Source organism: Bittarella massiliensis (ex Durand et al. 2017) (assembly GCF_017566145.1).
In the GTDB taxonomy this organism is placed as follows: Bacteria; Bacillota; Clostridia; order Oscillospirales; family Ruminococcaceae; genus Bittarella; species Bittarella massiliensis_A.
This window is the reverse complement of record NZ_JABFCL010000003.1, coordinates 70121-95901: the sequence shown is the minus strand read 5'-3', so window position 1 is coordinate 95901 and position 25781 is coordinate 70121. Positions and strand designations below refer to the sequence as shown.

The following is a 25781-nucleotide window of genomic DNA, read 5'->3' as shown; positions in this document are numbered from 1 at the left end:
CTGCAGGGGAGGAAAAAGACAGAGGGCACGCGAAAAAAGGGAGGGCTTGCCTCCAGCCGCACACCGTGCTGTTTTCCCCTTTGCCGCGCAGGTGACCAAACAGCCCCCCCTGGGAGGGGACGTTTTGTCCGTTTTCAGTGGTTGCGCACAAAGGTTAAAACAGTCTCATTCGCGGTGTGGTTACCTCGTCTTTCTTCGTTTCTTCGAGTACGAGTATACCAGACATCGCCTCGGGTTGCAAGGGAAGAAAAAAGGGCGGGCCCAGCGCTATTTCGCCGGGGCCCGCCCTCTATATCAGCGATTTAAATTGGTCAGGCTGTTGACAATCAGGTCGATGAAGCGGGGGCGGTCCACATCCTCGCCCATTTTGGTGTTGGGGGGGAAGTGGCGGTCCTCGGTGTGCTTGTAGGTGATAACCGTCTTTCCCTCGGTGAGGATGCCGCGGGTCTCCACATCCACGTGGACATCCACCGTCTGCACCACCGATTCGTCCATCACATAGGCCGCGGTCACCGCGTCGCAGAGGATGCCGCCGGGGCGGCCGCTCTTCTCGGCGTAGCCGACCCGCTCGCCGATGAGTTCGGCCGCCACCTCTGCCACCGGGCCCCCGGCGGCGCGGATGCGCACCAGATCATCGGCGGTGACATAAGCTTTAAAGCAGATGTCCAGCCCCATCATTGCCATGGGGATGCCGCTGGCAAAGACGATCTTGGCGGCGTGGGGGTCGGCCCAGATGTTGAACTCGGCCGCGGCCGTCCAGTTGCCCAGGCCCTTGGCCCCGCCCATGATGGAGATGCGCTTGACATAGTCTTTTAAGTTGGGGTATTTCAGCAGGGCGCCTGCCACGTTGGTCAGGGGGCCGATGGCCACGATCTCCAGCTCGCCCTTGCAGGCCACCGCCTGCTGGTAGATGAAGTCCCAGGCGTACTGGTCCTCCACCTGCTTGTGGGGATCCGGCAGGGTGACCGAGCCCAGGCCGCCCGCGCCGTGGACGTTACCGGCGGTGCGCTCCCCGCAGAAGAGGGACTGGCTGGCCCCTTTGAGGACGGGGATGTCCTCCCTTCCGGTGAGTTCGCACAGCTGCAAGGCATTTCTCTCGCAGAAGGACAGGGGCTTGTTGCCGCAGACCGGGGTGATCCCCTTAATGTCAAAGCGGTCGTCCCCCAGCAACATAAACAGGCAGATCGCATCGTCGGTGCCCGGGTCGCAGTCCAAAATAATGGGGCGTTTGTTCTGATCCATTCTCTTCTCTCCTCCCTTTTTAAGCGTTTTTTAGCAGTTCGCGCACCGCGTCCACATAGCCCTGGCGATCCACGTCCAGCACCACGGTGTGGATGTGGGGGCGGTCGGTCTGGTGCAGTCCGGTGCGGGCGTCGCAGACGCTCATCCCGTCGCAGAGGTCGGAGGCGCACTCGATCTGAATGTCGGCCTTGACGGCGGTGAAGAGCTCGGGCTTCAGCAGGTAGATCACCGGCACCGTGTCGAAGATGAGGGTGCGCTCGCCGGGGAACTCACCCCAGCCGCCGTTCAGGGAGTGGTGGGTAATGCTGTAAAACGCCTTGGCGCAGGGGTTGTCAAACCCCTTCCAGCTGTCGTTGTCGGCGGGGGTGATGTAGGCATTGGTACAGACATCCAACCCGCACATGGCCACTGGCAGCCCAAAGGAGAAAACGGCCTGGGCCGCCTCGGGGTCGGCATAGAAGTTGAGTTCGGCCGCGCCGGTGGTGTTGCCGAAATACATGCCGCCGCCCATGAGGACGATCTCCTCCACCTTCTCCCGCACCAAGTCGGGGTGTTGGAGCATCAGCTTGGCGATGTTGGTGAGGGGGGCCAGGGGGATGAGGGTCACCTTCTCCTCGCTGGAGCGGAGCACATCCACCATGAATTCGACGGCGGACTTCTCCTGCAGGGGCCCCACCTCCTCGCTCAAATCGGGGATGGGCAGCCGGTGCCCTTCGGGGTTGCCGACCCAGCGCTGGCGGACCAAGGGGTTCTGGGAGCCCCGGGCCACCGGGATATCGGCTTTCAGATAGCGCACCAATTCCAGGGTGTTCTGGGTGGTGTTCTCGATGGGCTGGTTGCCCATACAGGTGGTAATACCCAGCACCTCCAGTTCGGGGCTGGCGACGGCCAGGGCGACCGCGCAGGCGTCGTCTCCGCCGGTATCACAGTCAAACAGTACTTTTTTGCTCATTGTGCAGACTCCTCCATTTCCTGGTGTATGGTCTTACCAAATTATTATACTTTAGAATCGGGGACGCGTACAGGGGATGAAAGCGTAGAAGATGCGCCGAAAAAAACAGCTAAAACGCACAAAAACCGACTGCCAGATTTTCTGGCGAGAGAGCAGGCGCTTCACAAATTGTCCATTTATTAATCACGTAGACGGGATATACTAACAGCAGATGAAAGGGGTGCGCGCGATGAAAACACTGTACATTGTAACCGGCGCCTACGGCCACCTGGGCAACGTGGTGGTGCGGCTGCTGGCCAAACGGGGCGAGTGGGTGCGGGGGCTGGCCCTGCCGGGCGATCCGGCTGTCCCCCTGCCCGATGGGGTCGAGGTGGTCCGCGGCGATGTCTGCTGCCCGGCCAGCCTTCACCCCCTCTTTGAGACCGAGGAGCCCTGCCGCCGGGTGGTCATCCACACCGCTGGGATCGTGAGCATCGCCTCCAAATACCAGCAGAGGGTGTGGGACGTCAACGTGGGCGGCACCGCCAACCTGCTGGCGTTCTGCCGCCAGTACGGGGTGGAAAAGATGGTCTATGTCAGCTCGGTCCACGCCATCCCCGAGCGGCCGGAGGGACAGGTGGTGGTGGAGACCGATCGCTTTGACCCCGATTTGGTGGAGGGGCTCTACGCCAAGACCAAGGCAGAGGCCACCGCCCTGGTGCTGGAAGCCGCCAAGGGCGGCCTGCCCGCAGTGGTGGTGCACCCCTCTGGAATCGTCGGGCCCTGGGACTTTGGACACGGGCACCTGGGTGCCCTGGTGGCCGACTGCGCCCGCGGCAAGCTGCTGGCCGGCGTGGAGGGCGGCTACGACTTTGTGGACGTGCGGGACGTGGCTGCCGGGGTGATCGCCGCCGCCGACAGGGGGCGGGTGGGGGAGTGCTACATCCTCTCCAACCGCTATTTCACGGTGCAGGAGTTTTTGGAGCGCTGCCATCTGGCCACCGGCTGCAAGCCCATCCGCCACACCCTGCCCCTCTGGTTTGCCCGGGCCACCGCCCCCCTGGCGGAAGTCTACTATAAGATCCGCAAAGCCCCGCCCCTCTACACCCGCTACTCCCTCTATACCCTGGAGACAAACGCCGCCTTCTCCTGGCAGAAGGCGGCCGACGAACTGGGCTACCACGTCCGCCCCATGGAGGAGACCCTGCGGGACACTGTCCGCTTCATGCGGGTGCAGGGCCGCCTTTAGCAGCCACCGACAAAAGGCCGCCGGTTTTTGACCGGCGGCCTTTTGAGATGCGTTTTTGGGCGGGTCTGCAGGTCGGGCAGCGCCGGTTACTCCTCGACCTGGAAGGGCTCGTAGCCGGCGGCGACGAGCTCGGCGTCAAAGTCGGCCCGGGCGCGCTTCATGGCGTCCTCCATGGTGCCCTCGACGATGGTGAAGGGCACCCCGAACATCAGGTTGAGGGGGGAGTCAAAGTCCTCGATGGTGCAGCCGTTCTCGTCCACCCACTTGCCGTTTTCGTCCTGGTGCTTGGCGCCGGTGAACCGCTCGATCATGGGGCGGGCGTCGTCAATGAAGGCGTAGCAGCGCTGGCCCAGAGCGTAGGCGGCCCCGCACTCCACGCAGGTGCCGGAATCGGGCTCCTGCCCGCGGCGGAAGTCGTTGAGGTTGGCGATGATCATATCCGAGCGGCGGACGTGGTTGATGTCGTGGATGAAGCCGCGCTTTTCCTTCTCCTCGCGGGAGTCGTCCTTGGGGACATAGTCCTTGAACTCGTCGTCCCGGGCGGGGTTGGGGGGGTAGATGCCGTCGATGCCGTACTTGTGGCTCAATTCCACATAGTGGGCGCCGATCTCGTCCCCGTTGGGCCAGAACATGTCAGGGCCGGCCAGATAGGCCACCGGGCGGCGGACAACGCCGTTTTTATCGATAAACAATTCAGATTCGCCTCCTGTTCCGAGGGTTTCCCGCCCAGCCGCACCCCTGGTGCGCCGGGCGAAGGGATACCCGTGTGATCAGTCCTCCACCTGGAAGGGCTCGTAGCCGGCGGCGACGAGCTCGGCGTCAAAGTCGGCCCGGGCGCGCTTCATGGCGTCCTCCATGGTGCCCTCGACGATGGTGAAGGGCACCCCGAACATCAGGTTGAGGGGGGAGTCAAAGTCCTCGATGGTGCAGCCGTTCTCGTCCACCCACTTGCCGTTTTCGTCCTGGTGCTTGGCGCCGGTGAACCGCTCGATCATGGGGCGGGCGTCGTCAATGAAGGCGTAGCAGCGCTGGCCCAGGGCGTAGGCGGCCCCGCACTCCACGCAGGTGCCGGAATCGGGTTCCTGCCCGCGGCGGAAGTCGTTGAGGTTGGCGATGATCATGTCCGAGCGGCAGACGTGGTTGATGTCGTGGATGAAGATTTTTTTCTCCATCTCCTCCGCGCTGTCGTCCTTGGGCTCGTACTCTTTGAACTCGTCCTCCCGGGCGGGGTCGGGGGGGAAGATGCCGTCGATGCCGTACTTGTGGCTCAACTCCACGTAGTGGGCGCCGATCTCATCCCCGTTGGGCCAGAACATATCGGGGCCGGCCAGATAGGCCACCGGGCGGCGAACCACCCCGTTTTTGTCGATGAACATCTAGCAGCCCTCCTTTTCCATGTCCTCTTTGGCCCGGAGCAGGGCGTCGCGGAAGGTCCCCTCCACCATGGTGGCGTGGCCGGAGATCATCAGATTCAGGGGCCCGCCCTCCAGGGTGAGGCCGTCCTTGTCGCGGCGGCGGCCCTTCTCGTCCAGGTAGGTCTCCTCGGTGAACTTTTCGCCGCAGCTGCGCAGATCGTCCAGGTAGACATAGATCTTCTTGCCCCAGATATAGCCCGCGCCAATTTCAAAGGAGGTGCCGGAGTCGGGCTCCCACCCGCGGAAGTTGTTCATGTCGGCCACGATCAAATCGCAGTTTTTGATGGATTCGATGTTCTTTTCAAAGATCACCTTGGCGGTGTCCCGTTTGGTCTTGCAGCCGCTGAAATCGTAGTCGGCAGCCACCGACGGCTCAAACCCCAGCTCTTCGCAGATGGCCTTGTTGGCGGCAAAAATCTCTTCGCTGTTGGGGAAAAAGCACTCCGGCCCGGCAATGTACACCTTGGGCTTCTTGTTCATGCTACACACTCCTTTTTCTTTTCCTTTGGTTTTTTGACCCATAAAACAAATACAAGTTCAGTATACCTGCCCCCTTCTGGCAAAGTAAATGCACGAAAGGGCCAAAGAAAAAGGAAATTTCCCGTCACTTTGATGAAAACGATTTCGCAAGCGTTTGCCGAAAGCGCTTTCTCCCGGCCCAAAGGCCCCCTGCACCGCTGTGTGTGCGGCGCAGGGGGCCTTGGAGTCGGAAGGGAGAAAAAGACAGCCGGGCGGAAAATGGCTTTTCCGCCCGGCTGTCTTTTCCTTATACCTTGCGGGAAACCCGCTAGATCTCGGTGATGTCCACCACCTCGATGCCCTCGACGGTGCGGCCGCTGGCCAGCATTTTGGAGAGGACATCGGCGGTGTCGATGGCGGTGAGGCAGGGAATCTGCCGCTCCACCGCCTTGCGGCGGATGCGCACCCCGTCGCGCTCGGGGGTGCGGCCCTTGGCCGAGGTGGAGATGACGTAGTCGATCTTGCCGCTCTCCAACAGGTCCAGCACATCGGGAGCGCCCTCGCCGATCTTCTTCACGGCGGTGGTGGGGACCATGTTCTTGTTCAGCCGCAGGGCGGTGCCGCCGGTGGCGTAGAGGTCAAAGCCCATCTGGCTGAAGCGGTCGGCAATGGGCACCACCTCGTGCTTGTCCTGGTCGCGCACGGTGATGAGCACCCCCCCGTGGTGCTTGAACTGGTAGCCGGCGGCGCAGAGCCCCTTGAAGAGGGCCTCTTCATAAGTTTTGGCCACCCCCAGCACCTCGCCGGTGGATTTCATCTCAGGGCCCAGCTGGGTGTCCACGTCGTGGAGCTTTTCAAAGCTGAAGACCGGCACCTTGACGGCCACAAAGTCCTTTTCGGGGAAGAGACCGGTTCCGTATCCCATCCCGGCCAGGGACTCGCCCAGCATACAGCGGGTGGCCAGGTCGACCATGGGGACCCCGGTGACCTTGCTGATGTAGGGGACGGTGCGGGAGGAGCGGGGGTTGACCTCGATGACATAGACCTGTCCCTCGTGCACCACGTACTGGATGTTCATCAGCCCCACCACCCCCAGTTCCCGCGCCAGGCGGCCGGTGTAGTCGACGATGGTGTCCTTGAGGGATTGGGAGAGGGTTTGGCTGGGATAAACCGAGATGGAGTCGCCCGAGTGGACGCCCGCCCGCTCCACGTGCTGCATGATGCCGGGGATCAGGTAGTCCTTGCCGTCGCAGATGGCGTCTACCTCGGTTTCGATCCCCATGAGGTACTTGTCGATGAGGACCGGGTTTTCCAGCTCGTGGGCGGTGATGATGCGCATGTACTCCACCACGTCGGCCTCGGAATAGGCGATGATCATATTCTGCCCGCCCAGCACGTAGGAGGGGCGCAGCAGCACCGGGTAACCCAGCTCCCCGGCGGCCTCCACCGCCTCTTCGGTGGTGAAAACGGTATGTCCCTGGGGCCGGGGAATGCCGCAGCGCTCCAACAGGGCGTCAAAGCGCTCTCTGTCCTCGGCCTCGTCGATGGCGTCGGGGGAGGTGCCCAGGATGGGGACCCCCATCTCCTTCAGGGATTTGGTCAACTTGATGGCGGTCTGTCCGCCGAACTGCACCACCACCCCGTCGGGTTTCTCGGTTTCCAGCAGGGCCTTCACGTACTCGGGATTGAGGGGGTCGAAGTAGAGCCGGTCACCAGTGTCGAAGTCGGTGGAGACCGTTTCGGGGTTGTTGTTGGCGATGATGGCCTCGTATCCCTTCTCTTTCAGGGCCCAGGCGCAGTGGACGCAGCAGTAGTCAAACTCGATCCCCTGGCCGATGCGGATGGGGCCCGAACCGAAGACCACCACCTTCTTCTTGCCGCTTTGTTCCCGGGCAATGTGCTCGGCGGCCTCGTTCTCGTCGCCGTAGGAGGAGTAGAAATAGGGGGTCTCGGCGGTGAACTCGGCGGCGCAGGTGTCCACCATCTGGTAGCCGGGGAGCCACTGCTCCGGCAGCTCTCTGCCGGAGAGGCGGGCGATGGTGGCGTCCAAAAAGCCCAGCTTCTTGGCGCGGCGGTAGCTCTCGGCGTCCAGCTGGCCGGCCTTCAGGGCCAGCTCCATCTTGGCCAGGTTTGCAAACTTGGCCAAAAACCACTTGTCGATCTTGGTGATCTCGAAAATCCGGTCAAAGGAGACCCCCCGCTTGATGGCCTCGTAGACCACAAAGAGGCGCTCGTCATCGGTGACCGAGAGGAGGCGGACGATCTCCTCGTCGCTCTGCTCCTCCAGCTGGGGGAGGGTGAGGGTCTCCATCCCCAACTCGATGGAGACCACCGCCTTCATCATGGCCTGCTCAAAGCTGCGGGCGATGGCCATCACCTCGCCGGTGGCCTTCATCTGGGTGCCCAGGGTCTTTTCGGCATAGACGAACTTGTCAAAGGGCCAGCGGGGGAACTTGACCACGCAGTAGTCCAGGGTGGGCTCAAAGCAGGCGCAGGTCTTGCCGGTGACGGCGTTGGGAATCTCGTCCAGGCTGTAACCGATGGCGATTTTGGCCGCCACCTTGGCGATGGGGTAGCCGGTGGCCTTGGAGGCCAGGGCAGAGGAGCGGGAGACCCGGGGGTTGACCTCGATGACCGCGTACTCAAAGCTGTTGGGGTAGAGGGCGTACTGGACGTTGCAGCCCCCCTCGATGCCCAGGGTGGAGATGATGTTGATGGCCGAGGAGCGCAGCATCTGGTACTCCTTGTCGGTCAGGGTCTGGGAGGGGGCCACCACCACGCTGTCGCCGGTGTGGACCCCCACCGGGTCGACGTTCTCCATGTTGCAGACGGTGATGACGTTGCCCTTGCCGTCGCGCACCACCTCGTACTCGATCTCCTTCCAGCCGGAGATGCACTTCTCAATGAGCACCTGGGTGATGGGGGAGAGGCGCAGGCCGTTCCCGGCGATCTCCCGCAGCTCCTCTTCGCTCTGGGCGATGCCGCCGCCCGAGCCGCCCAGAGTGTAGGCGGGGCGGACGATGACCGGGTAGCCGATCTCGGCGGCAAAGGCCAGGGCACCCTCGACGGTGGTCTCCACCCGGGAGGGGATGCAGGGTTCGCCGATAGAGAGCATGGTGTCCTTAAAGGCCTGCCGGTCCTCGGCCTTTTTGATGGTCTCGGGGTTGGCGCCCAACAGTTTGACGCCCTCCTCCTCCAAAAAGCCCTCCTCGGCCAGTTCCATGGCCAGGTTGAGTCCGGTCTGCCCCCCCAGGGTGGGGAGGATGGAATCGGGCCGCTCCTTGCGGATGATCTTCTTGATGATCTCGGGGCGCAGGGGCTCGATGTAGATCTTGTCGGCCATGGCCTTGTCGGTCATGATGGTGGCCGGGTTGGAGTTGACCAGGATCACCTCCAGTCCCTCCTCCTTGAGGGCCCGGCAGGCCTGGGTACCGGCGTAGTCGAACTCCGCCGCCTGGCCGATGACGATGGGGCCGGAGCCGATGACTAAAACCCGCTTGATGTCGCTTCTCTTTGGCATGGCTTATCTGTCCCCTTTCGCGTCTTTGATGCGGTCGATGAATTCGTCGAAGAGATAGGCGGTGTCCTTGGGGCCGGCGCTGGCCTCGGGGTGAAACTGCACGGTGAAGCAGTTGTAGCGCTCGTAGCGAATGCCCTCCACCGTGTCGTCGTTGGCGTTGACGTGGCTGATGCGCCCCAGGTTGGTGTCAAAGCTGTCCCCCTCCACGGCGTAGCCGTGGTTTTGGGAGGTGATGAAGGTGCGGTCCAGGTCTCGGTCCTTGACCGGCTGGTTGGAGCCGCGGTGGCCGTATTTCAGCTTGCAGGTGGCGGCGCCGGTGGCCAGGGCGGTGAGCTGGTGGCCCAGGCAGATGCCGAAGATGGGCACCCCCGAGGGCAGCAGCTTGGCGATCTCGGCGATGATGGCGGTGTTTTCCGCCGGGTCGCCGGGGCCGTTTGAAAGCATGATGCCGTCGGGCCGCAGGGCCAGTATCTCCTCGGCCGGGGTGTGGCCGGGCACCACGGTCACGCGGCAGCCCCGGTTTTGCAGGGAGCGCACGATGTTGCGCTTGTAGCCGTAGTCGCAGAGGACCACATGGTAGTCCCCCTCGCTCCCCTCGGCCTTGGGGAAAGAGGCGGGCGCGGTGCAGGAGACGGCGGCCACCGCGTCGGCAATGGTGTAAGCGCGAATTTGCTCGAGGAGGGCCTCCTTCTTCGACTCGTCGTACACGGTGGTGATGGCCCCGTTCATCACCCCGGACTCCCGCAGTTTTTTGGTGAGGGCGCGGGTGTCGATGCCGGCGATGGCGATGACGTTTTGCGATTTGAGAAAGGTGTCCAGGTCCATGGCCACCCGAAAGTTGGAGGGGGTCTCGCACCACTCGCTGACAATGTAGCCCTTGACCCAGCTGCGGCCCGACTCCATGTCGTCGTTGTTGATGCCGTAGTTGCCGATGAGGGGATAGGTCTGGGCGACGATCTGCCCGTAGTAAGAGGGGTCGGTGAGCACCTCCTGATAGCCGGTCATACCGGTGTTGAAGACCGTTTCCCCCACCGCGGTCCCCTCGGCCCCAAAGGAGACGCCGGGGTAGACCGAACCGTCCTGCAGGACCAGCCAGGCTCTCTTGGTTTCATTCTGTTGCATGTGATGCCTCCCTGTATAAAGCGGTGTTAGTATTCTTATTTGTATATTACCGATCGGTGCGGGCCAGGCCGCGGATCTCGCCCACGGCGGCAAATCCGTGGCGCTCCAGGTACCGCTCGATGCCGTCGATGATGTCCAGGCAGATGTCGGGTTTGACGAAGTTGGCGGTCCCCACCTGCACGGCGGTGGCCCCGGCCAACAAAAATTCCAGGGCGTCGCTGGCAGAGGCGATCCCCCCCAGCCCCACCACCGGGATTTTGACCGCCCCGCAGACCTGATATACCATCCGCAGGGCAATGGGGCGGATGGCCGGGCCGGAGAGGCCGGCAAAGAGATTTGCAAAGACCGGCTGCCGCCGCTCCACGTCGATGGCCATGGCCTGGAAGGTGTTGACCAGGCTCAGGGCGTCGGCCCCGGCGGCCTCGCAGGCCCGGGCCATCTCGACGATGTTCTCGGCGTTGGGGGAGAGTTTGACCATCAGCGGCTTTTTGCAGACCTTGCGCACCGCCGACACCACCTGGTGGGCCGACTGGCACTGGATGCCGAAGGCCATCCCCCCCGCCTTGACGTTGGGACAGGAGATGTTGAGTTCGAGGATGTCGATGTCCGCCTCGCTCAAGAGGGCGGCCCCGTCCAGATAGCTCTGCAGGTCGCTGCCCCCCAAGTTGGCGATGACCGCGGCCCCGCAGCGGCGCATGAAGGGGAGGTCGTCCCGCAGAAAGGCCTCGACCCCGGGGTTTTGCAGGCCGATGGAGTTGATGAGCCCGCTGGGCGTCTCGCAGATGCGCTGCCCCTCGTTGCCGTACTTGCCCCCCATGGTGAGCCCTTTGGAGGAGATGCCCCCCAGCCGGCCCACATCGAAGAAGGGGGCGAACTCCTGCCCAAAGCCAAAGGTGCCCGAGGCGGCGATGACCGGGTTTTTCAGCTCCACCCCGCAGAGGTCGGTTCGCAGATCGCTCACAGGATCACCTCCTCGGCCCGAAAGACCGGGCCCTCTTTGCAGACGCACTTCGCCCCGTGGGCGGTCTTGCAGGTGCAGCCCAGGCAGGCGCCCACCCCGCAGGCCATGTGCCGCTCCAGGGAGAGCAGACAGCGGACCCCGGCGTCCAGGCAGGCCCGGCCCAATTTTTCCATCATCACCTGGGGACCGCAGGTCAGCACCCAGTCGTAGTCGGCCACCGAGAAGAGGTCGGTGACAAAGCCCTTTTGCCCCTCGCGGCCGCTGTCGGTGGCCACCGCCACCCGCCGCACCGCGCCCTGCAAGCTCTCCAGCTCGTAGCTCCGGTCGCGAAAGCCGCAGAAGAAGTCCACCTGGCAGTTTTGCAGGGATTTGGCGGTGTAGACCATGGGGGCCAGGCCGATGCCGCCGGTGACCACCGCCACCCGGCCGCTGACCTCGCCCACCGGGAAGCCGGTGCCGGTGGGGCCCAACAGAGAGACCTGTCCCCCCGCCGGCAGCTGGGAGAGGAGACGGGTGCCCCGCCCCCGCACCTCGTAGAGGAAGGTGACTGTTCCCTCATCGGCGTCGTTGACGCTGATGGGGCGGGAGAGGAGGGGGTCGTTCCCCTCCCAGCCGCGGACCATGTAAAACTGGCCGGGAGCCGGCTGAGGGGCGCCCCCCAGGTCGACTCTCATCTTGTAGACCGTCTCGGTCACCCGGTCATTTTGCAGAATTTTATTTACCGTATACGCTGCAGGCACTGGCGATCTCCTCTCTGGCGCGTAGGACCTCTTTGCGGGAGGCCTCGGCAAACTGTTTTTCATCCCCGTCCTTCTTGTAGGCCAGCAGCACCCCGCGGGAGGAGTTGACCACCCCGCCGTTGCCCCTGCAGAGGTAGCGGGCAATGTCCTCGGCCTTGCCGCCCTGGGCGCCGTAGCCGGGGATCAGGAAGAAGGTGGAGTCCAGGGCGGCGCGGATGGTCTCCGCCTCCAGGGAGGAGGTGCCGCCGATGACCGCCCCCACCGGGGAGTAGCCATAGGTGCCGATGTAGGGCTTGCCCAGCTCCTGCACCTTTCTGCCGACGATGTCGTAGAGGGGCTCCCCCTCGCTGGGCAGGTACTGAAAGTCCTCCCGACCGGGGTTGGAGGTGCGCACCAGGATGAAGAGGCCCTTGCCGCTTTGCTCCACATAGGGGAGGTAGGGGGTGACGCTGTCGAGCCCCATGTAGGGGCTAAGGGTGACAAAGTCGGCCTCAAAGTCGCCGGTGAAGTGGGCCATGGCGTACATCTCGGCGGTCTTGGCGATGTCGCCCCGCTTGATGTCAGCAATGGCGATCAGCTCCCGCTCCCGCAGGTAGGCCAGGGTGTCCTTGTAGGCGCGCAGCCCGTCAAGGCCCAGGGACTCATAGTAGGCGATCTGCACCTTGAAGCAGCCCGCCACATCGGCGGTGGCGTCGATGATCTGCCGGTTGAAGGCAAAGACCGCCTCCCCCGGGGTCTGGTACTTTGCAGCCAGCCACTGGGGCACATAGGAGATGTCGGTGTCCAGCCCGACGCAGATGGGGCCGCGGGCCGCCACCGATTCATACAGTTTGTCGGCGATACAGATGTTCACAGCAGGTTCCTCCTTTGTTTTACGGTTCGTTGTATTTTATCTGTTTATTCCAATCTGTCATTCCCCGTCCCGGGTGTAGGTGATCCTCCCCCCCTTGACGGTGCACTCCACCCGGCCGGTAAAGGTCTTGCCGTCAAAGGGGGTGTTTTGGGATTTGCTGTGCAGCCTGGCCGCGTCGACCCGATAGGCGGCCGACTCGTCCACCAGGACCACATCCCCGTCAAAGCCGGGGCGCAGCAGGCCCTTGTTCATCCCCAGCAGCCGGGCGGGGGCTTGGCTCATCATCCGGGAGAGCGCCTCCAGCGGCAGCCCATTTTCCCGGCAGAGGACGGTGTGGCAGACCGAAAAGGCGGTCTCCAGCCCCACCATCCCCGGCGCGCCGGCGGCCTTGTCCGCTGCGGTGTGGGGGGCGTGGTCGGTGGCGATGGCGTCCACCTCCCCCCTCAGGCAGGCCTGGATGAGGGCTTCCACATCGGCCCCCTGGCGGATGGGGGGATTGACCCGGTAGCCGCTGTCCTTGAAAAAGAGGTGGTGAGGGGCCACCTCGCAGGTCACCCGAACCCCCGCATCCTTGGCGGCGGCGATGGCGGCCATGGCCTCCCGGGTGCTGACGTGGCACAGGTGCAGGTGGGCGCCGGTGTGGGCGGCGAGGGCGATGTCCCGCACGGTGGCCAGGTTCTCTGCCAGCCGGTAGTCGTAGGGGGATATCTCCATCTCCTCGGCGTGGGAGAGGACGGCCATCCCCCTTTCCCGGGCAATGCGCATGGCCCGCTCCATCACCGCGGCGCGGGCCACCCCCCGGCCGTCCTCGCTGATGCAGCGCACCTCATCGGTGAGGGCTTTCAGGTGCTCGGTGGTCTCGCCGTCAAAGCCCTCGGTGACGCTGACACACTGGTGCAGATCCACCAGTCCGACAGCCTGGGCCCGCTCCACCGCGTAGCGGACCCCCTCCATGGAGGAACAGACCGGGTCGGTGTTGGCCATACAGTTGACGGCGGTGTAGCCACCGGCGGCGGCGGCCTGGCTGCCGGTGGTGATGTCCTCCTTCTGGGTGTAGCCCGGGTCGCGGAAGTGGCAGTGCAGGTCTACAAAGGCGGGCAGCACCGTCTTTCCCCCCGCGTCCAGCACCGGGCAACCGGCGGGGACAGCCAGCTCCCGGCCGACGGCCTCGATCAGGCCGTCGCGGATGTAGAGGTCGGCGCGCAGCCGCCCGTTTGCGTCGCAGAGAACGCCATTTTTCACCAGCAGGTCCATCGGTCTCTCCTCTCTCAATCGGCCAGTTGGTCGCAGTACCAGCAGCGCAGCCGGCCGCCCGCCTCCACAAAACGGGGAGGCTGGGTGGGCTCGGCACAGGCCACGCACTTGGGGTTTTGGCAGCGGTGGCCGGGGTGGTCCCCCGCTGGGGTGCGGGTGGGCTCCAGGTGGTTTTTCGCCCCGGTGACCGGGCGGCCGTCGGTGACCCCCAGCACCTTGCAGAGAAGGGCCATCCGGGCAAACATCCCGTACTGGGCCTGCTTGAAGTACCAGGCGCGGGGGTCGGCGTCCACCTCGGTGGCGATCTCGTTCACCCGCGGCAGGGGGTGCAGAATGATGGTGTCGTCCCCCGCCCCGGCCATCTTGGCCGCATCGAGGATATAGCAGTCGCGCAGCCGCTCGTACTGGGCCCGGTCGGCAAAGCGCTCCCCCTGCACCCGGGTCATATAGAGGACGTCCAGCTGGCCGATGCACTCCTCAATGGTGCGCACCTGATGAAAAGCCGCGCCCGCCCCCTCCATTTGGGCAATAATATAGTTTGGCAAAGACAGTTCTTCGGGCGAGATGCAGTAGAAGGTGACGCCTTCGTACCGGCACATGGCCTCGATGAGGGAGTGAACTGTTCTGCCAAACTTCAAATCGCCGCAGAGGCCGATGGTCAGGTGGTCCAGTCGGCCTTTTGCGGTGCGGATGGTGTAGAGATCGGTGAGGGTCTGGGTCGGGTGCTGGTGCCCGCCGTCCCCGGCGTTGATGACGGGAATGCCGGCGTAAAGGGTGGCCGCCCGGGGCGCCCCCTCTAAAAAGTGCCGCATGGCGATGGCGTCGGCATAGGAGCTGACCATGCGGGCGGTGTCGGCCACCGTCTCCCCCTTGGAGGTGGAGGAGGCCGCCGCACTCTGTACCCCAAAGACGCGGCCGCCCAGGCGGAGCATGGCCGCCTCAAAGCTGAGGCGGGTGCGGGTGCTGGGCTCAAAAAAGAGGGTGGCCAGCAACTTGCCGTCACAGGCGTGGGCGTAAGCTGCCGGGTCTTTGACAATGTCGTCGGCCAGGGCAAAGAGCTCGTCCAGCTCCTGGGGGGAGAAATCGGACGGGGAGATGAGGTTTCTTCCTGCAAGCATGGGCATTTCCTTTCTGCGCAGCGGCAGGGCCGGAGGTCTTCTGCAAACAAAACCGGCCCTGTCTCAACAAAGGCGGCTGTCACCAGCCGCTCGCGTTCCTGTCGGGCGTCCTTTATAAAGGAAAAGCAGCGGACAAAAGAAAAGGAAGAACAAAACCCGGTTTTGTTTTTCCCTCCTGTCCGGCGCAGAGCGCCACATATTGAGTTGTATTTTAGCAAGTCATGCCCGATTTTGCAACGGTGTGGAAACCTTTTTCCTGGGGAAAATGCGGTAAGGACAACCGCTTTTTTTGTGAAAAGTTCCAGAGTATTTGCAAATTGCCCGGTTTGGGTTGCGCCTCATCCCTTTTTCCGATATAGTGTAAACAGCTATTTCCCTTTTTAGAGAGGGGCATTTTAGCAAACCAGCGGCTGGCGCAGCTGTTCCCCTGGGGACAGACTGCCCGGCCGCTTTTGGGTGGCCCAAGGATTCTGGCCGCCCGGAAGAGGAGGCTTCCCCGTGAAACTGCAACACCTATTTGATTCGCACGCCCACTACGAAGACGCCCTGTTCGGCGAGGACCGCCACCGCATCCTCGCCGGCCTGCCCGACCAGGGGGTCGAGTGGGTGCTCAACTGCTGTTCCGACCTGGGGGTGGCCCCGCTGGTGGTGGAACTGACCCAGCGGTACGACTTTGTCTACGGCTCGGTGGGAGTGCACCCCCACTGGGTGCTGGAGACGCCGGCAGACTATCTGGACCAGCTGGAACGGCTGGCCCGCTCGCCCAAGGTGGTGGCCCTGGGGGAGATGGGGTTTGACTACTTCTTCGACGAGCCCCGGGACCTGCAGGAAAAAATCTTTCGCGGGCAGATGGACCTGGCGCAGCAGCTGAAGCTGCCGGTCATCATCCACGACAGGGAGGCCCACGAGGACACCTACCAGGTGTTGGAGGAGTACAAACTGCCGGGGATCGTCCACCGCTTTTCCGGCAATGTGGAGGGGCTGCGCCGGGTCCTTGACTGGGGGATGTACGTGAGCTTCAACGGCGACATCACCTGGCCGGAATACAACGAGACCGCCCTCAAGGTGCTGGCCGCCACCCCCATGGAGCGGCTGCTCATCGAGACCGACGCCCCCTATATGCCCCCCAAGGTGCTGGAGGGACAGCTCTGCGACTCGGCCATGCTGCCCCACATCGTCGAGGTGATCGCCCAGCTCAAGGGTCTCGACCCGCAGGAGGTCTGTGACATCTCCGCTAAAAACGCGCGCGAAATTTATGGTATAAATTAACAAACTATACACAGGCGGGTATTGTTTTTTTGGTCTGCACATACTATAATGAGTTTAACCTATTGAAGGTGAAAGGGAGGAACGACTATGAAATTCAGTAAGCTGCTCTCGACCTTGGCGGTGCTGGCTTCCGCCGCAGGGGTCATTTACCTGGCATACAAGTTCTTCAAAAAACACTGTGTCTGCTGCGACGACGACGGCTGCGAATACCTGGACGCCTATACCGATGAGTTCGGCGAGGACGACGAGTATGCCGACGAGTGCGGCTGCTGCTCCGGCGAAGAGGACGAGGATTGCTGCTGCGAGGACTGCGCCGCCGAAGAGACCTCGGCCGAAGAGGGCGACACCTCCGCAGAGGAAGAGGACGAAGAAGAGAAATATTAGTCGAAATGTTTTTGGTCAACACCCGCATTTGGGTGTTGACTTTTTTTTGTCCTGTGCTATAATGAATCTTGCACTTGAGAGATATATCGCGGAGTGGAGCAGTCTGGTAGCTCGTCGGGCTCATAACCCGAAGGTCGTAGGTTCAAATCCTGCCTCCGCAACCAGCCATATTTGCACCGTCAGCGTTGAGCTGACGGTGCAATTTTTTATTCCCCGGCATAACCTGCGCCCTACTTTTTGGGGAAAAATACATCTCTATTCTTCCCTTTTCGACAAATTTTTGCTATCCTGTCATAAAAGGGGGTTATATCATGAAAAAACTGCTGTGTGGCGCCATTGCCCTGTGCCTGATCTGCACCGCCCTGATGGGGTGCGGCAAAAGTGGGGAGACCGTCGCCTCGGTCATTGCAGGTTTGCAGGAAAGGGGGGTTCCCATCTCCTATTCTGTCGTCTATAACGATGCGACCGACCCCAACGGTGAGGGGCCGCACGATTACAAGGAGAAGGGCAATTTTGCCGACAGCCGCCTGGAGACCGCGTACGACGAAAGCGAACCCGAGAGCGGCTCGGTGGAGATTTACAAGAGCGAGGCCGCAGCAAAAGCCCGCGCCGACAAGCTCAACTCGTTTAGCGTTCTGGACCTGCTGCAGTACCAGATCGTCAAAGGCAATGTGCTCATCCGCCTGAACAGCGCCTTTACCGAAGAGCAGGTGGCCACCTACACCGCCGCCATCGGCGGCACCCTGTACCACTCCCCCTCCGCCTCGGTACACCAAAGCCAATACGCCTACGGCAAATTTTTTATGGAACACGCAAAACAGCTCAAAGAGGGGATGACGCTGGCGGAGGCCACCGCCATCATGGGCTTTGCGCCGCGCACCTCCGCCAACACCTCCATCTGGTTTGACGAGGGCAGCAACAGCACCGTGATGGTGATTGCCGAAAACGGCGCGATCAAGACCATCAACGCCATTTTAGTGGAATAGAGGCCAAAAAGAGCGCACCTGGGTGCGCTCTTTCCAGTAAGCAGGAAACCTCTCCCCCTGTATACACGCTCCCCCGCCAAACACCGCCGCCCTCTTTCCGCAAATCCCTTTTATTTTGAGAGAAATGCTGTATACTAACCGAGAGATCAACGCAAAACGCCCCGCTTCGCGGGGGAAGGGTGGTGGCAGATGGAGATCATCAGCAGCAAACACGTGGTGGACATCGTCTGCCGAACCCTTGGGCGGGTCGACCGGCGGCTCACCGGCCACGGGGAACGGGTCGCCAGCCTGGCCCTCCAGCTCCTCCTCACCCAAAAGGGCGGGGCGCTCTCCCGCCGGGAGATGGATTTGGTGCTGGCGGCCCTCTTTCACGACGTGGGGGCCTACAAGACCGACGAGATCGACAGCCTCCTCTCCTTTGAGCGGGAGGGTGGCTGGGGACACGCCCTCTACGGCTACCTCTTTCTCAAAAACCTCTCCCCCCTGGGGACGGTGGCCGACGCCGTCCTCTACCACCACTGTCCCTATCGGGAACTGCGGCAGATCGATACCCCCCACCGGATGGGCGCCGCCCTCATCTGCCTGTGCGACCGGGTGGACGTGCTGGTGCAATCAGGGCGAAGAGCGGAGGTCCCCGCCCTGTTGGCGCGGGAGCGGGGAGTTCTCTTTGACCCGCTGCTGGTGGACCTCTTTTTTCGCGCCGACGGTGAGCGGCAGCTCTTGAACCAGGGGGAGGGTGCCCTCTGCGCCCCCCTCTGGGTGGCCGCCTCCCGCCTCTCCTTTGACGAGGGGGAGAAGCGCGCCTTTCTGCAGATGCTCGCCTACTCCATCGACTTTCGCAGTGAGTACACGGTACTGCACACCATCACCACCGTCAACGTCAGCCTCGCCATCGCCCGGCTGCTGGGACTGAGCGATGGCGACCAGCAGCGCATCTACTACGGGGCTCTCCTCCACGATCTGGGCAAGGTGTCTACTCCCGTCTCCATCCTGGAAAAACCCGGGCGGCTCACCGGGGAGGAGATGGCCGTCATGCGGGAACATGTGGCGGTCACCAGTGAAATTCTGGGCGGCTTCATCCGCGACGACGTCTACCGCATTGCCGTGCGCCACCACGAAAAGCTGGACGGCTCCGGCTACCCGCTGGGGCTGCGGGGGGACAAACTGAACCTGCCCGAACGGGTGGTGGCGGTGGCGGACATCGTCAGCGCCCTGGCCCGCGAACGCAGCTACAAGGAGGCCTATGGCCGGGAGCAGGTGCTGGCCATTCTGGAGCAGATGCAGGCAGCCGGAACCGTCTGCCCAACGGTAACCGCCCTCGTCCGCAGCCATTACGACCAACTGATGGCGAGCGCCCGCGCCGGCAGCGCCCCCATTCTGGCCCTCTATCAGGGGGTGCTGCGAGAATACCGCGCCCTCTCCGCCGAGATTCGGGCGGCGGGCCGGTCAAAGCCGGACCCCGGTCCCGCTTGAATGGGGGATTCTTCGCCGCCGCGCAAAAAAGCGCCGTTCCAGCCGGGACGGCGCTTTTTTAGATGCTATAAAATGGTGTTGACCTGCTCTCCGGCCAGCCATCTCTCGATGTTTGCAAAGACGATCTTGCACCGGGCCTCCATCGACTCGCGGGAGGCAAAGGCCACGTGGGGGGTGACCAGGATGTTTTTGCAGTGCAGCAGGGGGTGGTCGGCGGGAAGGGGAGGCTCCACCTCAAAGACGTCGATCCCTGCGCCGGCGATGACACCGCTGTCGAGGGCCTCCGCCAGGGCCTGGGAATCCACCACCGGACCGCGGGCGGCGTTGAGGAGCAGGGCGCTGGACTTCATCAGTCCCAACTTCTGGGCGTCGATCAGGCCGCGGGAGGAGTCGTTGAGGGGGCAGTGCAGGGAGACGATATCCGACTCTCGCAGGAGGGTCTCAAGGGAGACATACTCCACAATCCCCTTGGCGTTTTCCTTGGGGCGGGGGGCATAGGCCAGGATTTTGCAGCCGAAGGCGGCAAACAGCTGGGCGGTGCGCAGGCCGATGGCCCCGGTGCCCACAATGCCGACGGTCTTGCCTCCCAGTTCACTGCCCACCAGGCCGTCTTTGGTGCCGCCGGTCCGGCACCGCTGGGACACCTGGGGCAGGTTGCGCAGCAGGGAGAGGGCCATGCAGACACAGAGCTCGGCCACCGCCTGGGTGGAGTAGCCGGCGGCATTGCTCACCGCGATTCCCTTGGCGCGGGCGGCCTCCAGATCCACGTGATCGACACCGGTAAAAGCCACATCGATGAACTTCAACTTGTCACAGGCGGCGATCACCTCGCCGGGCAGGGGCATATTGGCCAACATGATGATGTCGGCGTCCTTTGCCCGCTGGATCATCACCGAGGGGTCGGTGTCCTTGGGGTAGGCGGCAAAGGTGTGCCCCGCCTCCACCAGGGGCTTGGCACAGGCGTTCAGGGTCTCCTCAGAGACACCCAGGGATTCCAGCAACACGATATTCACAGGGAAAGCACTCCTTTATCTTTTACAGTTTACCTGTATCATACCACCCCTTGCCCAAAAACCGCAAGGGGCAGTTGCCGCCGCCAGTCCTTCCAAGTAGGCGGGCAGGGCGCCCTTGTTTGGCGGGAAGCAAACAGCTGCGCTTCACACCTCTCCCCGAAATGCCTGCGCGGCTGCCACCGCCCGGGACCAGCCCTCCAGCCGGCGCGCCCGGCCGGCCTCGTCCATTCTGGGCTCAAAGGTGCGGGCCAGCTGCCAGTTGCCGCGAATCTCCTCCTGGCTCTTCCAGTAGCCCACCGCCAGACCGGCCAGGTAGGCAGCCCCCAGGGCAGTGGTCTCGATGCAGGCGGGGCGGTGGACCGGCGCGCCGATGATGTCGGACTGAAACTGCATCAAAAAGTCGTTGGCACAGGCGCCGCCGTCCACCCGCAGGGCCTGCAGCTCCAACCCGGCGTCCGCCTTCATGGCCCCCAGCACATCGGCCACCTGGTAGGCGATGGATTCCAGGGTGGCGCGGATAAAGTGGTATTTGCTTGAGCCCCTGGTGAGCCCAAAGACCGCGCCCCGGGCATAGGGGTCCCAGTGGGGGGCCCCCAAACCGGTAAAGGCGGGCACCACATAGACCCCGCCGGTATCGGGCACCTTTTGGGCCATGTACTCGCTGTCGCCGGCCGACTCCACCAGTTTCATCTCATCGCGCAGCCACTGGACCGCCGCGCCCCCCACAAAGATCGAGCCCTCTAGGGCGTAGGTCACCCGGTCACCCAGCCCCCAGGCGATGGTGGTGACCAGCCCCCGGTTGGAGGAGACCGGCTTCTCCCCGGTGCAGAGGAGGAGGAAACAGCCGGTGCCGTAAGTGTTTTTGGCCTCGCCTGCTGCAAAGCAGGTCTGCCCAAAGAGGGCCGCCTGTTGATCCCCCGCCGCCCCGGCGATGGGGATCTCCCCGCCGAAGATAGAGGGATCGGTAAACCCAAACACCCCGCTGGAAGGGCAGACCTGGGGCAGCATGGAGCGGGGGATCTGCAGCTTTTCCAAAATCTCGTCGTCCCAGTCCAGGGTGTGGATGTTAAAGAGCATGGTGCGGGAGGCGTTGGAGAGGTCGGTCAGGTGACAGCGCCCCTTGGTCAGGTTGTAAATCAGCCAGCTGTCCACCGTCCCAAAGGCCAGCTGCCCAGCGTCCGCCTTCTGCCGGGCCCCTGGCACCGAGTCGAGAATCCAGCGCACCTTGGTGGCGGAGAAATAGGCGTCGATGGGCAACCCTGTCTTGGCGCGAAACCACTCCTCCAGCCCCTGGGCCTTCAGCTCATCGCAGAGGGGGGCGGTGCGGCGGCACTGCCAGACAATGGCGTTGCAGACCGGCTCGCCGGTGCGCCGGTCCCAGACCACCGTGGTCTCCCGCTGGTTGGTGATGCCGATGGCGGCCACGTCCCGGTGGGTGGCGCCGATTTTGTACATGGCCTCCTGCGCCACCCCGATCTGGGTCGACCAAATTTCCATGGCGTCGTGCTCGACCCAGCCCGCCTGGGGGAAGTGCTGGGTGTACTCCTTCTGCGCCAGGGAAACCATCTTCCCCTCGCGGTCAAACAAAATGCAGCGGGAACTGGTGGTCCCCTGGTCCAGCGCCATGATGTAACGGCTCATTGCCGCCTCTCCCCTTCCTCTGCTCCTGCCCCCGCCCGTGGGCCGGCGCAGGGCGTTTCTCCCCTCGCAGGGCGCGGGGGAAAACCGCCGTTTTTTCAAGTATAGCGGCCCCTGTGCGGGGGTGTCAACGGCGGCGCGGCAGTTTTGGCACAAGGCACAAATCCCCACAGGGCAAACCGCGCAAATCGGCCGCCGCCCCTTCGGCAAATTGCGCGGGGTCGGCGGCGCATACTGGTGGGGAATGGGAGGTGCCTGCAAATGGAAAAGACAGTTGTGATTGCCGGGGGCGGCTGGGGCGGCTGCGCCGCGGCCTGCAGCGCCCGCCGGGCCGGGGCGCGGGCGGTGCTGTTGGAGCGCACCGACATGCTGCTGGGAACTGGGCTGGTGGGGGGGATCATGCAAAACAACGGCCGCCTTGCCGCAGCGCTGGAGATGGAAGCCCTGGGGGCGGGGGAGTTCTTCGCCCTCACCGACCGCTGCGCCCGGCACCGGAATATCTCCTTCCCCGGTCACGCCCACGCCACCCTCTACGATGTGGGGCTGGTTCCGGGGGAGACTCTCCGGCACCTGCGCTCCCTGGGGGTGGAGGTGGTCTTTCAGGCCCGGGTGAGCGGGGTCGAGCGGGAGGGGGACCGCCTGCAGGCGGTGCTCTGCAGCGACGGCCGCCGCTTTCCCGCCGACGCCTTTGTCGACGCCACCGGCACCGCCGGGCCGATGGGCAACTGCCAGCGCTACGGAAACGGCTGCGCCATGTGCGTTTTGCGCTGCCCCAGCTTTGGGGGGCGGGTCAGCCTCACCGGCCTCTGCGGGGTGGCCGAGTGGGTGGGGGAGAAGGCGGGGGGCGGGCCCGGCGCCATGAGCGGTTCCTGCAAGCTGCACAAGGGTTCCCTGAGCCGGTCACTGCAGGAGACGTTGGAGCGAGATGGGGTGGCGGTGATCCCCCTGCCCCCGCCGCTGCGGGAGGATCGCCTCGCCCAAAAGGCCTGCCAGCAGTACGCGCAGGCCAGCTACCGCGACAACCTCATCCTGCTGGACACCGGCCACGCCAAGCTGATGACCCCCACCTTCCCCCTGGAAAAGCTGCGACAGGTGCCCGGGTTTGAAAACGCCCGCTACGAGGACCCTTACGCCGGGGGGAAGGGGAACTCCCTCCGCTTTTTCGCCATGGCCCCCCGGGACGACGCCCTGCGGGTGGAGGGGGTAGCCAACCTCTACTGCGCCGGCGAAAAGGCAGGGCTGCTGGTGGGACACACCGAGGCCATCGTCACCGGCACCCTGGCAGGGCACAACGCCGCCCGCCAGTTGGCGGGCCAGCCGCCCCTCATCCTTCCCCGCGCCCTGGCGGTGGGGGAGGCCGTCGCCTACGTGAGGGAGCAGATGGCCACCGCCGAGGGGCGGCGGAAGAAATACACCTTCTCCGGCTCGGTCCTCTGGGAGCGGCTAGAGGGGCTGGGCCTCGGCTCGGTGGACGGCGGGGAGATCGCCGAGCGGGTCGCCCGCACCGGTTTGACCGGCGTCTTTGCAAAGTGACTCATTCCCATCTGTATTATTTTTGCTAAATATAACAAAAGGCCGGAAGGAACACTCCTTCCGGCCTTTTGTGAGGGGTCGTTTTGTTGGCTGCCCTATTCGCAGCGGGGGAGAACCCGCACCCGGACGACCCCTTCGATCTCCTGGATCGCCCCCTCTACCGGACCCGGCAGCTCATCGGCCAGATCCAGCATGGTGTAGGCGTACTCGCCGCGGGACTTGTTGACCAGATTTTCGATGTTCAGCCCCGCCCCGCTGAGGGCGCTGGAAATCTGGGTGATCATGGCGGGGATGTTTCTGTGGATGACGCAGACCCGCACCCGGCCCGAGCGGGCCATCCGGCAGGCGGGCAGGTTGACCGCGTTCTTGATGTTCCCGTTTTCCAGGTAGTCCATCAGCTCTCTGGCGGCCATCACCGCGCAGTTGTCCTCGCTCTCTGGGGTGGAGGCGCCCAGGTGGGGGAGGACGACGACCCCTTCGACCCCCAACAGCTCCTCCTGGGCAAAGTCGGTCACGTAGCAGGCGACCTTCCCCCCCTCGACGGCGGCGAGGAGGGCCGGGGTGTCCACCAGCTCGCCCCGGGCGAAGTTGAGCAGCCGCACCCCGTCTCTCATCTGCGCCAGGGCGGCGGCGTCGATCATCCCCTTGGTGGTGGCGGTGTAGGGGACGTGCAGGGTGATGTAGTCGCTGTTTTGATAGACCTCCTCCAGGCTGGCGGCGTGGGCGATCTGGCGGGAGACCTTCCAGGCGGCCTCCATCGACATGTAGGGGTCGTAGCCGACGACCTCCATCCCCAGGTGGCGGGCGGTGTTGGCCACCTGGATGCCGATGGCCCCCATCCCGATGACGCCCAGGGTCTTGCCGCTCAGCTCGGGGCCGATAAAGGCCTTCTTCCCGGCCTCCACCTTTTTCTGCAAATCCGCCTCTCCCTTGAGCCCCTGTACCCAGGCGAGGGCGGCGGGAATTTTGCGGGAGGAAAGAAGCAGGGCACAGAGGACCATCTCCTTCACCGCGCCGGCGTTGGCACCGGGGGTGTTGAAGACGGCGATCCCCCGGCGGCTGCACTCCTCCACCGGGATGTTGTTCACCCCCGCTCCGGCCCGGCCGATGGCTGCCAGATGGGGGTCAAAGGGGTACTGGTGCAGGTCTGCCGAACGGCAGAGCAGGGCGTCGGGCCGCACGGCGCCGTCGTCCAGGACAAAGCGGGCGGGGTCAAAGGCGCGAAGGCCTGCGGGGCTGATCTGGTTGAGGGTTTTGACAGTGTACATCAATATGCGCTTCCTCTCTCATCTGTCTGATTTTGGGGTGCTGTGTTTGCAGCGCCGGAGTGGGCTGCTGTCGGGAGACAAAAAGGGGGCGCTTCGCCCTGCGGCCAAGCACCCCCTGTCCAATTTACCGGTGATTTGACTCAAACGCCTGCATAAACGCCACCAACTCTTTCACGCCCTCGATCGGCATGGCGTTGTAGATGGAGGCCCGCATCCCGCCCACCGAACGGTGTCCCTTGAGGTTGACCAGTCCGGCCTGCTCCGCCTCTTTCACAAAGGCGGCGTCCAGCGCCGGGTCGCCGGTGACAAAGGGCACGTTCATCAGGGAGCGGTCCTCCCCCTGCACGGTGGGGGAGAAGAGGCGGCTCTGGTCGAGATAGTCGTAGAGCAGCTCCGCCTTCTCGCGGTTTCGCCGCGCCATCTGTTCCAGGCCGCCCATGGGGCCCTGCAGCCAGTCGAGCACCAGCTTGCAGATGTAGATGGCGTAGGTGGGCGGGGTGTTGTACATAGAGCCCGCCTCGGCGTGGGTCTTGTAGTCAAACATAATGGGGGTCTTTTCCATGGCGTGGCCGATCAAATCCTCCCGGATGATGACCACCGTCAGGCCGGCGGGGCCCATGTTCTTCTGGGCCCCGGCGTAGATGAGGCCAAAGCGGGAGATGTCCACCGGCTCACTGAGGATGGAGGAGGACATGTCCGCCACCAGGGGCACGCTGCCAGACGCCGGCAGGGTGCGGGAGGAGAAGGCGGTGCCGTAAATGGTGTTGTTGTAGCAGATGTGCAGGTAGTCGGCCGCCGGGTCCAGCTGGGCGGGGTCCAGCTGGGGGATATAGTTGTAGGTGCGATCCTCTGAACTGGCCACCACCCGGCACTCGCCGTAGACACGGCCCTGTTGCCAGGCCTTTTTGGCCCACTGGCCGGTGATCACGTAGTCGGCTCGGCCCGAACGGGTGAGCAGGTTTAGAGGCACCATGGCGAACTGGCTGGATGCGCCCCCCTGTAAAAACAGGACCTTGTACCCCTCGGGAATGGAGAGCACGCGGCGCAGAGAGGCCTCACAGTCGCCGATGATCTGCTCAAAGGCACTAGATCGGTGGGACATCTCCATAACTGACTGGCCGGAAGACCCGTAACAGAGCATCTCTGAAGAGGCCCGCTCCAATACCCACTCGGGCAGCATAGACGGGCCTGCGCTGAAGTTGTACACGCGGTTGGTTGCCATTGATGTCCCTCCTAAAAAGTGATGGAGTACACGGCTCCACCCGCTCCCGACGGGGCGGGGATGGCGGGGCCGGCCCTCTCTCCCGGGCGGCCTTTCCGCCCGGGGGTTGTTCCCTATTATACGGTGGCTGG

At 63.7% G+C, this 25781-nt stretch carries 21 protein-coding genes, 1 tRNA gene and 1 pseudogene; 7 read left to right on the top strand and 16 right to left on the bottom strand.

Features of this window, described 5'->3' with window-relative positions; all coding sequences use genetic code 11:
- Positions 1-294 precede the first annotated feature (294 nt).
- Together HJY11_RS04800 and HJY11_RS04795 are read right to left on the bottom strand one after the other, a co-directional pair.
- A complete protein-coding gene (locus tag HJY11_RS04800) occupies positions 295-1242 on the bottom strand; it encodes a nucleoside hydrolase (RefSeq protein ID WP_208074860.1) in 948 nt (315 codons plus the stop codon).
- A gap of 19 nt (positions 1243-1261) precedes the next feature.
- Positions 1262-2194: a nucleoside hydrolase gene (locus HJY11_RS04795; RefSeq protein ID WP_208074859.1), complete on the bottom strand. Its 933-nt coding sequence runs from the start codon at positions 2192-2194 to the stop codon at positions 1262-1264.
- A 229-nt stretch (positions 2195-2423) separates the two neighbouring features.
- Here HJY11_RS04795 and HJY11_RS04790 point away from each other — a divergent pair, with 229 nt between their 5' ends.
- Positions 2424-3422 carry an NAD-dependent epimerase/dehydratase family protein gene (locus HJY11_RS04790; protein WP_208074858.1) on the top strand — a complete coding sequence of 333 codons (999 nt, stop codon included), beginning with the start codon at positions 2424-2426 and terminating at the stop codon, positions 3420-3422.
- Between the two features lie 86 nt (positions 3423-3508).
- Here the strand turns inward: HJY11_RS04790 and HJY11_RS04785 are convergent, their stop codons facing one another.
- From HJY11_RS04785 to pyrB, 10 genes and pseudogenes are all read right to left on the bottom strand, one after another.
- Positions 3509-4114 carry a nucleoside 2-deoxyribosyltransferase gene (locus tag HJY11_RS04785; protein WP_208074857.1) on the bottom strand — a complete coding sequence of 202 codons (606 nt, stop codon included), beginning with the start codon at positions 4112-4114 and terminating at the stop codon, positions 3509-3511.
- Positions 4115-4192: 78 nt separating this feature from the next.
- Positions 4193-4798 carry a nucleoside 2-deoxyribosyltransferase gene (locus HJY11_RS04780; protein WP_208074856.1) on the bottom strand — a complete coding sequence of 202 codons (606 nt, stop codon included), beginning with the start codon at positions 4796-4798 and terminating at the stop codon, positions 4193-4195.
- A complete protein-coding gene (locus HJY11_RS04775; protein ID WP_208074855.1) occupies positions 4799-5317 on the bottom strand; it encodes a nucleoside 2-deoxyribosyltransferase in 519 nt (172 codons plus the stop codon).
- A gap of 307 nt (positions 5318-5624) precedes the next feature.
- Positions 5625-8816 (bottom strand): carbamoyl-phosphate synthase large subunit, encoded by a 3192-nt coding sequence (gene carB / locus HJY11_RS04770; protein ID WP_208074854.1) that lies wholly within the window; start codon positions 8814-8816, stop codon positions 5625-5627.
- Between the two features lie 3 nt (positions 8817-8819).
- Positions 8820-9938, bottom strand: a complete 1119-nt coding sequence (locus HJY11_RS04765) for a carbamoyl phosphate synthase small subunit (RefSeq protein ID WP_208074853.1) — start codon at positions 9936-9938, stop codon at positions 8820-8822.
- A 46-nt stretch (positions 9939-9984) separates the two neighbouring features.
- Entirely contained in the window at positions 9985-10890 is a 906-nt protein-coding gene (locus HJY11_RS04760) for a dihydroorotate dehydrogenase (RefSeq protein ID WP_208075105.1), read from the bottom strand.
- A gap of 5 nt (positions 10891-10895) precedes the next feature.
- On the bottom strand, positions 10896-11639 hold the full coding sequence (locus tag HJY11_RS04755) for a dihydroorotate dehydrogenase electron transfer subunit (protein ID WP_208074852.1): 744 nt from the start codon (positions 11637-11639) through the stop codon (positions 10896-10898).
- Positions 11614-12492: an orotidine-5'-phosphate decarboxylase gene (pyrF, locus tag HJY11_RS04750; RefSeq protein ID WP_438820424.1), complete on the bottom strand. Its 879-nt coding sequence runs from the start codon at positions 12490-12492 to the stop codon at positions 11614-11616. The genes HJY11_RS04755 and pyrF overlap by 26 nt, the downstream gene beginning before the upstream one ends.
- 57 nt (positions 12493-12549) lie before the next feature.
- Positions 12550-13746 (bottom strand): dihydroorotase, encoded by a 1197-nt coding sequence (locus HJY11_RS04745; protein ID WP_208074851.1) that lies wholly within the window; start codon positions 13744-13746, stop codon positions 12550-12552.
- Between the two features lie 203 nt (positions 13747-13949).
- A pseudogene (pyrB, locus tag HJY11_RS04740) lies at positions 13950-14864 on the bottom strand (aspartate carbamoyltransferase); the annotation flags it as partial.
- Positions 14865-15362: 498 nt separating this feature from the next.
- Here pyrB and HJY11_RS04735 point away from each other — a divergent pair.
- The 5 genes from HJY11_RS04735 (at position 15363) to HJY11_RS04715 (ending at position 18976) form a co-directional block, all read left to right on the top strand.
- On the top strand, positions 15363-16133 hold the full coding sequence (locus tag HJY11_RS04735) for a TatD family hydrolase (protein ID WP_208074849.1): 771 nt from the start codon (positions 15363-15365) through the stop codon (positions 16131-16133).
- An 87-nt stretch (positions 16134-16220) separates the two neighbouring features.
- Positions 16221-16517, top strand: coding sequence for a hypothetical protein (locus HJY11_RS04730; RefSeq protein WP_208074848.1), 297 nt, complete (start codon positions 16221-16223; stop codon positions 16515-16517).
- 87 nt (positions 16518-16604) lie between these two features.
- Positions 16605-16681, top strand: a tRNA-Met gene (locus HJY11_RS04725).
- Between the two features lie 147 nt (positions 16682-16828).
- Positions 16829-17503: a hypothetical protein gene (locus HJY11_RS04720; protein ID WP_208074847.1), complete on the top strand. Its 675-nt coding sequence runs from the start codon at positions 16829-16831 to the stop codon at positions 17501-17503.
- Positions 17504-17692: 189 nt separating this feature from the next.
- On the top strand, positions 17693-18976 hold the full coding sequence (locus tag HJY11_RS04715; protein WP_208074846.1) for an HD-GYP domain-containing protein: 1284 nt from the start codon (positions 17693-17695) through the stop codon (positions 18974-18976).
- A 65-nt stretch (positions 18977-19041) separates the two neighbouring features.
- Here HJY11_RS04715 and HJY11_RS04710 read toward each other — a convergent pair whose 3' ends face one another.
- Positions 19042-19989, bottom strand: coding sequence for a 2-hydroxyacid dehydrogenase (locus HJY11_RS04710; protein ID WP_208074845.1), 948 nt, complete (start codon positions 19987-19989; stop codon positions 19042-19044).
- 144 nt (positions 19990-20133) lie between these two features.
- A complete protein-coding gene (glpK, locus tag HJY11_RS04705) occupies positions 20134-21630 on the bottom strand; it encodes a glycerol kinase GlpK (RefSeq protein WP_208074844.1) in 1497 nt (498 codons plus the stop codon).
- Between the two features lie 258 nt (positions 21631-21888).
- Here glpK and HJY11_RS04700 point away from each other — a divergent pair, with 258 nt between their 5' ends.
- Positions 21889-23160: an FAD-dependent oxidoreductase gene (locus tag HJY11_RS04700; RefSeq protein WP_208074843.1), complete on the top strand. Its 1272-nt coding sequence runs from the start codon at positions 21889-21891 to the stop codon at positions 23158-23160.
- Positions 23161-23255: 95 nt separating this feature from the next.
- Here HJY11_RS04700 and HJY11_RS04695 read toward each other — a convergent pair whose 3' ends face one another.
- The gene (locus HJY11_RS04695) at positions 23256-24428 is read right to left on the bottom strand and encodes a phosphoglycerate dehydrogenase (protein WP_208074842.1); all 1173 of its coding nucleotides are present in this window, start codon (positions 24426-24428) and stop codon (positions 23256-23258) included.
- 124 nt (positions 24429-24552) lie between these two features.
- A complete protein-coding gene (gene serC, locus HJY11_RS04690) occupies positions 24553-25650 on the bottom strand; it encodes a 3-phosphoserine/phosphohydroxythreonine transaminase (RefSeq protein ID WP_208074841.1) in 1098 nt (365 codons plus the stop codon).
- Between the last annotated feature and the right edge of the window lie 131 nt (positions 25651-25781).